The organism is Paenibacillus sp. oral taxon 786 str. D14 (genome assembly GCF_000159955.1).
GTDB classification, from domain to species: domain Bacteria; phylum Bacillota; class Bacilli; order Paenibacillales; family Paenibacillaceae; genus Fontibacillus; species Fontibacillus phoenicis.
Map to the genome: position 1 here is coordinate 609157 of NZ_GG695970.1, position 12176 is coordinate 621332.

The 12176-nt window shown below is 49.8% G+C and carries 10 protein-coding genes; 7 read left to right on the forward strand and 3 right to left on the reverse strand.

Annotation, left to right across the window (positions count from 1 at the left end):
• Nucleotides 1-61 precede the first annotated feature (61 nt).
• On the reverse strand, nt 62-1237 hold the full coding sequence (locus tag POTG_RS02865; protein WP_009223290.1) for a hypothetical protein: 1176 nt from the start codon (nt 1235-1237) through the stop codon (nt 62-64).
• Between the two features lie 129 nt (nt 1238-1366).
• Entirely contained in the window at nt 1367-2557 is a 1191-nt protein-coding gene (locus tag POTG_RS02870) for a M14 family metallopeptidase (protein ID WP_009223291.1), read from the reverse strand.
• A 192-nt stretch (nt 2558-2749) separates the two neighbouring features.
• On the opposite strand from POTG_RS02870, the gene bioB reads away from it, so the two are divergent.
• The 5 genes from bioB (at nt 2750) to POTG_RS02895 (ending at nt 8309) form a co-directional block, all read left to right on the forward strand.
• Nucleotides 2750-3751, forward strand: a complete 1002-nt coding sequence (bioB, locus tag POTG_RS02875) for a biotin synthase BioB (RefSeq protein WP_009223292.1) — start codon at nt 2750-2752, stop codon at nt 3749-3751.
• A gap of 73 nt (nt 3752-3824) precedes the next feature.
• On the forward strand, nt 3825-4517 hold the full coding sequence (locus tag POTG_RS02880) for a response regulator transcription factor (protein ID WP_036644006.1): 693 nt from the start codon (nt 3825-3827) through the stop codon (nt 4515-4517).
• Nucleotides 4514-5521 (forward strand): sensor histidine kinase, encoded by a 1008-nt coding sequence (locus POTG_RS02885; RefSeq protein ID WP_009223294.1) that lies wholly within the window; start codon nt 4514-4516, stop codon nt 5519-5521. The genes POTG_RS02880 and POTG_RS02885 overlap by 4 nt, the downstream gene beginning before the upstream one ends.
• A gap of 98 nt (nt 5522-5619) precedes the next feature.
• Complete coding sequence (locus tag POTG_RS02890; protein WP_009223295.1) at nt 5620-6375, forward strand: ABC transporter ATP-binding protein; 756 nt, start codon at nt 5620-5622, stop codon at nt 6373-6375.
• On the forward strand, nt 6372-8309 hold the full coding sequence (locus POTG_RS02895; protein ID WP_009223296.1) for an ABC transporter permease: 1938 nt from the start codon (nt 6372-6374) through the stop codon (nt 8307-8309). The genes POTG_RS02890 and POTG_RS02895 overlap by 4 nt, the downstream gene beginning before the upstream one ends.
• Nucleotides 8310-8379: 70 nt before the next feature.
• On the opposite strand, the gene POTG_RS02900 is transcribed toward POTG_RS02895, so the two are convergent.
• A complete protein-coding gene (locus POTG_RS02900; protein ID WP_232282203.1) occupies nt 8380-10434 on the reverse strand; it encodes a GxGYxYP domain-containing protein in 2055 nt (684 codons plus the stop codon).
• 381 nt (nt 10435-10815) lie between these two features.
• Between POTG_RS02900 and POTG_RS24190 the strand changes: the two genes are divergently transcribed.
• Complete coding sequence (locus tag POTG_RS24190; RefSeq protein ID WP_198136140.1) at nt 10816-10980, forward strand: hypothetical protein; 165 nt, start codon at nt 10816-10818, stop codon at nt 10978-10980.
• A 157-nt stretch (nt 10981-11137) separates the two neighbouring features.
• Nucleotides 11138-12176, forward strand: a 1039-nt coding sequence (locus POTG_RS02905; protein ID WP_009223299.1) for a LacI family DNA-binding transcriptional regulator, incomplete at its 3' end; no start/stop codon positions are given.

A 12176-nucleotide genomic window follows, 5' to 3' on the forward strand; every position in this document is an offset into this window, starting at 1 on the left:
ATCAACTATCGTGGTTATTCTATTATATGAAAAATGCCCGTTTCTTCACAAATTTGATTTATCAATACATGGAATAGGGAAGCCATCCTGCAAGCATCTGGGTAACCATTAATGTATCGCGATCAATCAAGAAAGCTAGATGATAGAACTTATTCCATTCATTCCTGTGGTCATAGATATAATTTGCTTGGACAGCCTGAAATGTACCATCATCCTGGAGCATATAAAAATAGTCGGCTATCCCTTGTCCTGCATATCCCGTTGTACCGTAGGCTTCGAGTACGTCGAAGAGATTGCTGACGCCTAACTTGATCCCCAAGCTTGTGGTGATGGATTCATCCGTGCTTTCTACGTTCCATTGATCTACGGACCAATAATCCATTTTGTTCTCTTCATTAAAATGAACTGTTAGTAAGGGATAGATCTGTTTATTCATGATCCCGGATTCGCTAGTTTGCCCTAATGTTTTCTCAAGCTTTGTTCGTGTATCTCCTAGCCGTAATACGTCATCACCAATCTTAACCGTAAGCCCATCCGCCGGTAGATTAACCAAGCTAAAAGAAGGGAACGATTTCACTTCACTAGAATCTTCTGCGGAGAGTGCCTCTCTTGAAGAAAATTCAACTGGTCTCATTTCGAGCTTCATCATTCCGTTGACGGTTAAATGACGTAACAATTCAAGCGCTTCCGTTCTTGTCAGCTTGCGATCCTTATCGAACTGAGACAATGATGTCGGCTGTCCTGGAAGCCAACTGCGAGAAAGAGCATAGGCGAAGGCGTCCGACTCCTGGAAATTAAGCCCTTGTGCAGCAACAATGATTTGAATGGCTTGTCCTTGTGTAATTGGCGATTTTCTTGCACTCGGATCAATGACGCCTGCAGCCGGATATCGATACACTTTTGCCATCTGATATACTCCGTCCATCCAATCGTCGTTATAGGAAGCACTCGGCATCGCAAGGCCAAACCCCCGAAACATCATTTTCAAAAATTCAGCTTCACTTGCAAGCTGATCCGGCTTAACAGTTCCATCTGGAAAGCCATCAATAATATGCTGATTTGCTCCCCAACGAAATAATAGCTCCGCAGGGTGCTTGCGCAAGTCGGAAGGAGTAGTTTGAAATGGAGAAGAGTCGACCTCCAAGTCGAAGGTTGCGGGAGATTGACTGTGTACGGTTCCTTGACTAAGGAATGCTAAAATAACTAAAAAAACAGGAATTGAACAGATCTTTTTCATAACAACCTACCTTTCTGGAAATATCTTCTTTAACGTATATCGGAATCTAAAAGATAGGTCATTAGCGATAAAAAACGCGGGACGCTCCTTTATTAGGAAAGTCCCGCACGCACACATTATAATCTTCGTTTACATATACAAGCTCGCCAGCAAGATCCCCAAGCTCTCCTCGTAAATTTCGTCGAATTGGGATAACGGCAGCGGATTTACGCCGGTTCCGAGTTCGATCGTAAATCCGGGACGCCGGAATTCATAGATGAACCAATCCTTAAATCCGGCATAGCTTTCCACGTTCCGGACCGGCTTGTAGCCACTGACCCGGGCGAACTCGTTTACGATCGTCTCAGCATACGCAGGTTCGCGGTTTTCAAAGCCCCAATAGATCTCCTCCCCTTGGGTATGGAAGGCCAAGACATGATCAAAATCGCTCTGCCGAACCAGGTTGGCCATGGCGATCGCTTCAGGTTCGGTCAGCGGGGCGGTGCCTGGATAATCCCGTGGACCGCGCTCCACTGGGTTTCTGGCAACCTCACGTTCCCATAACGCCGGGAACTGATCGTTCAAATCTACGCCATTGATATTGGCCTTCCATCCCTGAAAATCGGTGTTGCCGCCGTTGTAGGACAGCACATTGCTGCGGTAAGGTTCCTCGGCAGGCAATCCATGGATCACCAGGTCTACGCCGTCCGGGTTCACCATCGGCACCATGGAGAGGGTGGCTCCTTCGTAATAAGGCCACATGTGCAGACCGCGAATGGTGCTGTTATTCGTTAGCGCAAGCAGATATTGGTTCAGGAATTTGATCAACACCGGCGTCGTGATCCATTCATTTGCATGAAAAGCTCCGTTAACATGCACTTGTTTGCTGCCTTTACCGATGCGTAGTTCGGGGATCGGTTTGTTCATGACCGAATTGCCGATATTCCGATAGGCGATAAACGGATAAATGTCCATCAACCGGTTTAAATCGTCCCGCAAGGCGGCGTAATCATAGGGTTTGCGGATGTCGACCACGAACCAGGTGACCCGCAGCGGAAGCTGCAGCCGTTGTCCGATCGTAAGGTGATTTGGATTCACCGACTGGTTCAGCAGCAGGATTACATCCAGAGAAACCCCGCGGTCCCTGGACAGCTTCCAGATGGAATCCCCGGCTTTCACCTTATATTCACTGGTGACAAAACCAGGGATATGGATGGTCTGACCCACATTTAAGCTCTCCGCTTGTATCCCTGGATTGGAATCCACAATCAACTGCAGCGGCAGTTGGAAAATTTGACTGTAATACCATAACGTATCCCCTGAACGCACTTGTACCCGCATAACCTATCCCTCCTGCACATTTTTGCCCTATAACACCCTATGTAGGAGAAAGCACGCTCCATGCAAAAAATAAAGGATTCCTGCTTCACAATCAGTAAGCTTTCCTGTAGACTTTATAAAGTCATATTGTTAACCTAAAACAAAGTTAAGGTTAACAATAAAACATTTAAACATAGAAAGCTGGGATGAGGAATGAACCAAGGCAAGACGGAAGGACAGAGCTGGGACACCTTCGCCGAAAAAGCCCTGAGCGGTGCAGTTTTAACTTTGGAGGAGGGGGTGTCCGTATTACAAGCCAACAATGATCAATTGCTGCCGTTGATGAAGGCGGCTTATCGAGTGAGACGGCATTACTATGGCAATAAAGTTAAGCTCAACATGATCATCAATGCCAAAAGCGGACTATGCCCCGAAGATTGCGGGTACTGCTCCCAATCCTTGGTCTCAACGGCTTCGATTCCGAAATATCCGCTGCTCGACAGGGAAACGTTGGTCGCCGGAGCCCGTGAAGCATTACAGCGCAAGGCAGGAACGTATTGTATCGTGGCTTCCGGCAGGGGACCCACCGATAAAGAGCTCGAGCAAGTCGTTGAAGCGGTCGCTGAAATCCGCGCGACGATGCCGCTGAAGATTTGCGCTTGCCTCGGTATTCTAAGGGAGGAGCAGGCGGAGAAGCTCCGTGAAGCCGGAGTTCACCGCTACAACCACAATTTGAATACGAGCCGGGCGAACTATCCGTCGATCACTACCACTCATACCTACGATCAACGCGTGGTAACAGTGAAAACGGCACGAGCGCATGGTATGTCTCCATGTTCCGGCGTGATTATCGGCATGGGTGAATCCGATGAGGAAATCGTGGAGATGGCTTTGGCGCTGCGTGAATTGGATGCCGATTCGATTCCGATCAATTTTCTGAACGCGATCCCGGGGACGCCGCTCGAACATTCGGAGCGGGTACCGGCGCTAAAGGCGCTTAAGGTATTGGCTTTGTTCCGGTTTATCTGTCCGACGAAGGAAATCCGGGTAGCCGGCGGCCGGGAGATCAGTCTCCGTACGCTGCAGCCGCTATCCTTATATGCAGCGAATTCGATCTTTGTGGGCGACTACATGACGACGAGGGGGCAAGACGTAACTCTAGATCACCAAATGATTGAGGATCTGGGCTTCGAAATTGAAGAAACCGCGATTTAATAGAAAGATAGCGCCACGCTTTGTTATCCGGTAAACTGGATGAAGTAAGAATTCTAATAACGTGGTGATTTGCTTGTTTCAAATCATGTTAATCGAAGACGATCCATCCTTATTTCAGGAAATCCGCGAACGACTGCAGCAATGGTCTTATGGAGTGCATGGCGTTCGGGATTTCGGCAATGTGCTGGAGGAGCTTACGGCGGTTCGTCCGGACCTGGTTCTGATTGATATCCAGCTGCCCAAATTTGATGGGTTTCATTGGTGCCGACAAATCCGTGCCCGTTCCAACGTGCCGATCATTTTCTTATCTTCCCGCGACCATCCCGCCGATATGGTGATGTCTATGCAGCTAGGGGCGGATGATTTTGTTCAGAAGCCGTTCCATTTCGAAGTGCTGATCGCTAAAATCCAGGCGACGCTTCGCCGGGTCTACAATTATAATACCGAACGCGTTGAGCTGCGGACGTGGCGCGGAGCGACTATCGAATATGGGCGCAACACCGTCACGGCAGAGCAGGGGACGATCGAGTTAACGAAAAACGAGATGCTCATCCTCAAGCTGCTGGTGGAGCAGAAGAATCGCATTGTCAGCCGCGAGGAGCTGATCCGCAGTTTATGGGATAACGAGCATTTCGTCAGCGACAATACTTTGACGGTCAACGTAAATCGGCTGCGCAAGAAGCTGGAGAACCTCGGGCTGGACGCTTATATCGAGACAAAGGTAGGTCAAGGATATATGGCAACCGAAGAGGTTCAGGTGTTATGATCGGAAAATATTTGCGTGAGCGCCTCAGCTGGATCTTGCTCGTCTTCGGCCTGCAGCTCTTGCTCCTCTTCGTCGCCGCCATCGACCGGACGATTCCGTTTATGCCGATGCTGTATATCGTTTTCTTATCGATCTTGGGATTTGGGGCATTTCTACTGATTCGGTATCCGAAGGAAAGCCGGTTTTATCAAAGCCTGGCCGCCTGGGATGACACGTACGATTTGAGCGTGATCGCTGCGCCGGAAAGCCCGCTGGAGGGAATCGTTATGGACCGGTTAAGCGAGCAAACGGACAAGTTCCGCAAGGAAACGTCGCAGCTTGTCGCCCAGCTGGAAGAGGAGAAGGACGAGCTGATGGCCTGGATTCATGAGGTGAAAACACCGCTCACCGCCATGCGGCTGATGATCGATCGGATGGGCGACGAGCCGCTCAAAGAGCAGCTTCACCTGGAGTGGCTGCGCATCCACCTGCTGCTGGACCGCCAGCTGCACCAGAAGCGGATTCCGTTTATCGAGAACGATCTCTACATCGAACAGGTGAAGCTGGAGCCGCTGCTGGTTCAAGAGATCCGGGAGCTAAGAGCATGGTGTTTGCAAAAAGGCATCGGCTTTGACGTCCATCTGCCTGTCCAAGAGGTGCTGTCGGATGCCAAATGGCTGGCGTTTATCGTTCGGCAACTGCTAACCAATGCGGTGAAATATAGCGAAGCCTCCGATATCTGCGTGGAATCAGGGATTTCGCCGGAAGGACAGGCCTGGCTCAGCGTCCGCGACAAAGGGCGGGGGATCGATGCCAAGGACCTGCCGCGTATCTTCGAGAAAGGATTTACCTCTACGCGGAACCACGAGGATCATGCGGCTACCGGCATGGGATTATACTTGGTGAAAAAAGCGGCGGATTCCCTGTCAATCCGGATCAAGGTCGACTCGAAGCCCGGCGGGGGCACCGCTTTTACGTTGTTTTTCCCAAGAAGTAATGCATACGTTCATACGCTAGGCATGTGACAACATTGTCACATGCCTGTTTGTTTTGTTCGGGAAATCGCAGGAATTGTCCCTCCCGGGTAAGGTAAGATAAGGGCAGGATAAAGGAGTGATTAATCATGGCTATACTTGAAGCCAGCAAAATTCATAAAAGTTATGGCAACAAATTTAATCGCCAGGAAGTGTTGAAAGGGATTGACCTGAATGTAGAGAAGGGTGAGTTCGTTAGCATTATGGGGGCGTCCGGCTCCGGCAAGACGACCTTATTAAACGTGCTTTCTTCGATCGATAAAGTCAGTCTCGGCAGCATTAAAATTGAAGGCAAAGAGTTCACGGGGCTGAAGGAGAAGGAGTTGGCCAAATTCCGCAAATCCCATCTCGGCTTTATTTTTCAGGAATACAATTTGCTGGATACGTTAACGGTCAAAGAAAACGTGCTGCTGCCGCTCTCGATCAAGAACGTCTCCCGCAAGGAGGCGGACCTGAAGTTTCAGGAGATCGCCACCGAGCTTGGCATTTACGAAATTAAAGACAAGTATCCCAATGAAATATCGGGGGGACAAAAGCAGCGGACTTCCGCCGCACGGGCGTTTATCCACGATCCGAGCATTATTTTTGCCGATGAGCCGACGGGCGCACTGGATTCGAAATCAGCTTCCGATTTGCTAAATAAGCTGAGCGAGCTCAACCGGAAAATCGCGGCAACGATTATTATGGTCACCCATGATCCGGTGGCGGCAAGCTACACCAGTCGCGTCGTGTTTATCAAGGATGGACAAATTTATTCGCAGCTGAATAAAGGCGACGAGTCGCGACAGTCGTTCTTCAACGACATCATCAAAGCGCAGGGCGTATTGGGCGGGGTGCAGGAATGAGTCTGACCCATCTGATTTACCGCAATCTCAAGAAAAATCTAAAAAACTACTACTTGTACGTGTTCGCCTTAATTTTCAGCGTGGCGCTTTACTTCGCATTTGTCACCTTGCAATATGACCCGGCTTTGGACGAAATAAAGGGGTCCGTAAAAGGGGCCGCCGGATTAAAAGCCGCATCGGTGCTGCTCATCGTAATTGTGACCATCTTTTTGCTGTATGCTAATACCATCTTTATTAAGCGGCGAAGTAAGGAGATTGGTCTCTTTCAATTAATCGGGTTAACGAAAGGGAAGATCTTTCGTATTCTCAGCAGCGAAAACCTGATGCTGTATTTCGGCTCTATGCTGATCGGCATCTTCGTTGGATTTTCCTGCTCCCGGCTGCTGCTGATGATCTTGTTCCAGATCATTGGACTTGAGGCTGCGGCAACGCTGCGCTTCTCCTCGCAGGCGCTGATACAGACCGTCGAGGTCTTTGCGGCGATCTACCTGCTAATTATGCTGATGAACTACACGTTCATCAAACGACAAAGCATTTTGTCGCTGTTCCGAGCGACATCCACTACGGAGAATGTGTATCGTAAAATGCCCTTATCCGAAATTGTCATCGGCATTCTGGGAATCGGGCTGATCCTTTATGGTTACCGGATTTCGGCGGATCTGTTCAGCGGCGACTACACGGAAATGCGGGAGCTCTTCCTCGCCATGATTCGGATCCTAGGTTCGGTGATCGTCGGCACGTACCTGTTCTATAAAGGTTCGGTTAGTTTTATTTTCAATCTGGTTCGTAAGGCGAAAGGGGGATATCTCTCGTTAAATGAGGTGCTGTCCCTCTCCTCGATCATGTTCCGCATGAAATCTAACGCATTGCTGCTGACCATCATCACGACGGTGTCCGCTTTGGCCATCGGTTTGTTGTCGCTAAGCTACATTTCTTATTACTCAACGGAAAAAACCGCTCAGCAAACCGTACCCCATCATTTCACTCTGTTAGATTCCAAGGACGTGGACGCTTTCGAGCAGGCATTAAAGTCTGCCGGAATCGAGACGCGAGAGACTCAGCGCCAAGTGGTGATCGCCGAAGCTGACCTCTCCAACCTCATTGGATCTGCGCTAAGCGGGCAGAATAGCCAACTGACGACACTGGCTGTTGTGGATGAACAAGAGGTTGCTGGGATGGATTTGGGTCCCAAAGAAGCGCTGTTGGCTGGTTCAAGCAATTTGTTGGAGCAGTTCATGGGCTTGCGGTCCAAAGGGGATATGACGATAAAGGGGAACTCGCAGTCCATTCCAGTGACCGTGATCGATACGATGAAGGATGCGATTGTATCGATCCATTTTTCCTCGGGTTTGCCGTCGGTCATCCTTGATCATGCCGACTTCGAGCAACTGATGCAGGATATGAATCGGGAACTTCAGAGTTCCTACCGGGTCTATTATGGGATCGATATTGCGAATCCCGACTCGAAGCAACAAGCGGACCGGATCTATCACGAGTTGGGCTTCGACAAGAAACCAGGCGCGTTGTCGCAAATCAGAATCATTATGGAACAAAGAAGCAACATGGGGTTGATCATGTTTATCGTTGGTTTCCTGGGATTAACCTTCCTGATCACTTCAGGCTGTATCCTGTATTTCAAGCAAATGGGCGAAGGGGAAGAAGAGAAGCCAAGTTACACCATCTTACGCAAGCTGGGATTCACGCCGGGCAACCTGCTCCAGGGCATTCAATACAAGCAGTTGTTTAACTTTGGTATCCCGTTGGTTGTAGGTTTGTCGCATAGTTATTTTGCGGTTCGCTCCGGCTGGTTCTTGTTCGGGACGGAGCTATGGACCCCGATGATCTTGGTCATGCTGATTTATACCGTGCTGTATTCGATTTTTGGGCTGTTGTCGGTTCTTTACTATAAACGAGTTATCAAGGAATCGTTATAATACAGGGAGCACTTAAGCAAAAACAAGGCAGGAACTCCTCATTGGAGGATTCCCGCCTTGTTTTATGTGGTTAAGGTTTCTTTGGAAGGCTGTAAGCTTCCCGAATCAGCGCAAAATAGGTATCGGCTAACACAACTTCAAATTCCGGTCCCAGCGCTTGTGTGATCGCGACAACGTCCGATGGTCTCATGCTCCAAGCGTTGACCCCCACGGAAACAAACATCGGCGAGTTCCCGTCCCAAGAAGCCTTCGCATCATTCAAAATGTTGATACCATCTCTGACCGTGGTCGTGCCTTTGAAATAAGAAACGGGTAAATTGCCGTTGACGATTTCTACGTAATTTTGGCTCCCGCCACCAAGGAACAGGCCTGGTACTTTCAAGTATTTCACATAGGCTTCTGCTTTGGAACCGGTGAGAGGAACGTCACGGGCGTCTTGACGGTTGATTACAAAAGGATACGACATGCCGGATTTCTTCAAATACGGGTAGGAATCCTTCATGAATTGGGCAAAGCTCTCCTCCGGCCAAACCTGCGGACTGAAATACCCGGCTCCTGAAGGTCCGGCTACCAGCAGGTCATTTTTCGTAGCGGTGGACTGGTAATAGTCTAAGATCGCAGGGGCCGCATCAACGAGGAGCGGGCTAGCCGACCAGTTCATGGGTACTTGGCCGCGGGCAGGATCATCCCAAAGATTGCGCATATGATTTTGATCGTACTGCAGGTTATCGCCCTCACCAAACGTGAAGGTCACGTAGATCTTGTTGTTCAACTTCGGAGTTACCGGCTTGTTCGGCTTGGCCGGCTTCGCTTTCGTCCCCGCCATGACCGTCATATTATGGAACCAGTCGGAAGGCAGGACGTAAACACCATAACTAGAGGTCAGGTCAACCCCAGCGATTTCGCCTTCCACATCATTATCAAACCAACCCAAATACGGTGTTCCTGGTTCTACATCCGCTAAAATCCGTTCGAACAACGCCCTTTGTTCAGGTACTCCGCTGGAAAGCCAGAACACCATCGCTTTGTTGGCTACCGCGTAATCGCGGAGGTAGCCGAACGGCTCCTTCGTTTCAGAGGAGAGCGGCTTCACTTTGCTGGCGGAAACTTTAAATTGATTCCACATTTCGACGCTAACGGTTAAATGCTGGGTTCCCGCCGGTGGAATAAATTCGTAGACGAAATAGTTGCCGTTATCGGCAAACCGGTGGTCCGCACCCGGCAAAAACTTGGAGCCGTGACGGTCATACAAAAACGGTTCTTCTTCCGGCGTGCCGGTTTCAAAGCGAAGGATCTCCTCACCGTCTGCCGATACGCTGATCTCATGAACGGCAGGACCCCAGCCGTCCTGGGTGTAAGCATCCTGGAACCGCAGGTAGACAGCCTCTCCGCCTAGGAACTCGGTCAAATCCAGTTCATACGTTCTCCGGTTGCTGGCATCACGGATTTGCTCCGGTTCCGTAAGAATTGTCTTGAATGATGCGAAATTATCCGGAGGGAGCGGGATGGACGTATTCGGACTGAGACCGACCAGCATCCGTTTTGTCGTTTGACTCCATAAATGCTCGTATTGCCAAGTGTAAGCCTCCATCCGATCTTTGAACTTCCCTTGCAGGTCCTCAACGACACGCAAGCGATAAGGCGCCGCAGTTAGTTCTTGGGCCAGTTCGGGGCTTGCTACGACAGCGTCCTTCAAACCGGCAAGCGTCGTCGCCACATTAATCGAATCAGGCACGGCCGGATCATAGACGATTACGCCTTTGACCTCCCGGGCATACGCCTTGACGATGTCCAGTGGATTTTCGTGAATCCGATAAGGCACCTTAATATCGTTTAACCAAGGATCTTTCTCATTTTGCTGCACGTAAATTCGGGGTTCCTTGCGGTTGACGATCCCTTGAAGTGTTGTCAGCAGAAGCTCGATGTCCCCTGGCTTGTCGTACACTTGAGCCACATCCAAGCGCTTGGCTTTGGCGAAGGTAGGGAGCTCCTGATTCTTCGGCCAAACGATGCCGCTCTTCTTGTTTAGTTCCGCTGAAATCGAGCTGTCTGCGGAGGCTCCTAACGGCATGGTTAACGTACATACTAGTGCTAAACCGAGCGTGATCCATTTGCGCAACATCATTTCGACACCTCTCTTCTTAGAATAAGTTGCGAAAGACTTGTCCGATTCGATCGTTCGATATACCACCTCCTGATGGTTATGGATGTGATTGGAAAGGTTTACAAGCTATATTTAATATATTCTATTGTATATTTCAATAGCTTCGACAAAACTTCACAGGGATCGATTGAAACATATTTATTAACCGATGTCTCGACTTCGTTCTATAGGGGTAACTGTAAACCTAGAGTCAAATTTGCAAAACAAAAGCGTCGACCGTTAAATATAGCAAATATATCCTATAGATAGCCTAACTTCAGATCGATCGTCTCTCTGTTTGATCGAAATTGCATGAAAATTGTAGCTGCAGGAGACGCTATTCAGCGAAAAGGGGATATGAGTATGCCAAACCAAAAGCACGAAAACATCGAAACGGATGGGGATCCGCGCACGATCTACGAAGATACGAGCCCGCATCTCCGGACCGGCTTTATGCCGGAGCAAACGGATGTGACCTCCTTCGAGTCCGAAGAGAGAAATCCGGAGCAAGATCAAACGCGATCCTAAAGGAAACAGGCTTTCTTTAAAAGGAGGGGGCCTGTTTTGTCATGGAAAAGAGGATCTGGGCGGGGAGCGGCGGTATCTGCTTGTTCTATTCTCAAATGCTGGAAATATTGATATACTGGGGGTAATCTGGGCTACTAATTTTAGGGCAGGTGAAATTATGAAACCGATTACAGTCTACGATATCGCCAAAGAAGCTAATGTATCCGTTGCTACCGTCTCACGCGTCCTTAACAATACCGCACCTGTGAAAAAGGAGACCCGGGAACGCATCAACGAGCTGATCAACAAATACCAGTTTCAACCCAATGCGCTGGCTCGAAGCTTGTCGAAGAAGGAAACGGGGATGATCGGCATTATTCTCCCGGATATTACAAATCCGTTTTTTCCAGAAGTGTTGTCCGGGTTTGATCTGGAAGCGCGCAAGCAGGGGTATACTTACTTTCTGTGCGACACGGTCTCAGCCAGTGTGGACAGCGCGGAGCAATATGTCCGGGAATCGCAATATTTGAATGCGCTCGCAGAGAAGCAGGTGGACGGGATCGTCATGATGGGGGGGCGGGTTGATTTGGCCAAACCTGACATGCAACTGATTGAGGAGGTAGCCGAGATCGGCAAAAGGCTGCCCGTTCTACTTGTCAACGGTCGACTCCCTAAATCGGGCCTGAATCGAGTGGCCGTAGACGAACGGTATGGAGCGGAGCTGGCGGCCCAGCATTTGATTGAGCTCGGGCACCGCGACATCGCGATTGTGGGCGGATTCCGTCAGATGTCCAACACGCAGCAGCGGACGAACGCTTTTACGAAGAAGATGGTTCAGGCGGGCCTTGAAGTGCGCAAGGAGTGGGTGCTGCATGGAGGTTTTTCCGTCGCCAGCGGCATGACGTTTATGAATCAATTGTTGGAGCTGCCTAAGCGCCCGACGGCGATCTTTTGTCTGAACGATTTAGTTGCGATCGGCGTGTTAAAGGCGGCCGTCAAAGCTGGGCTGCGCGTCCCCGAAGACCTCTCGATTATCGGATATGATGATACTCCGTTTGCCTCCTATAGCATTCCGGAGCTGACGACCATTTCACTGCATGCTCATGAGCTCGGCCGAACTGCGGGGGAAGTGCTGCACCAAATGATCACAAAGTCGAAGGTGAACAAAACGACCTTGCTGAAGCCGGAGCTGGTTATTCGCGAGTCTACTGCGGCTC

Coding starts and splice junctions, on each gene's coding strand:
- POTG_RS02885 (WP_009223294.1), top strand. CDS start 4,514: ATGATCGGAAAATATTTGCGTGAGCGCCTCAGCTGGATCTTGCTCGTC.
- POTG_RS24190 (WP_198136140.1), top strand. CDS start 10,816: ATGCCAAACCAAAAGCACGAAAACATCGAAACGGATGGGGATCCGCGC.
- POTG_RS02900 (WP_232282203.1), bottom strand. CDS start 10,434: ATGATGTTGCGCAAATGGATCACGCTCGGTTTAGCACTAGTATGTACG.
- POTG_RS02895 (WP_009223296.1), top strand. CDS start 6,372: ATGAGTCTGACCCATCTGATTTACCGCAATCTCAAGAAAAATCTAAAA.
- POTG_RS02870 (WP_009223291.1), bottom strand. CDS start 2,557: ATGCGGGTACAAGTGCGTTCAGGGGATACGTTATGGTATTACAGTCAA.
- POTG_RS02890 (WP_009223295.1), top strand. CDS start 5,620: ATGGCTATACTTGAAGCCAGCAAAATTCATAAAAGTTATGGCAACAAA.
- POTG_RS02865 (WP_009223290.1), bottom strand. CDS start 1,237: ATGAAAAAGATCTGTTCAATTCCTGTTTTTTTAGTTATTTTAGCATTC.
- bioB (WP_009223292.1), top strand. CDS start 2,750: ATGAACCAAGGCAAGACGGAAGGACAGAGCTGGGACACCTTCGCCGAA.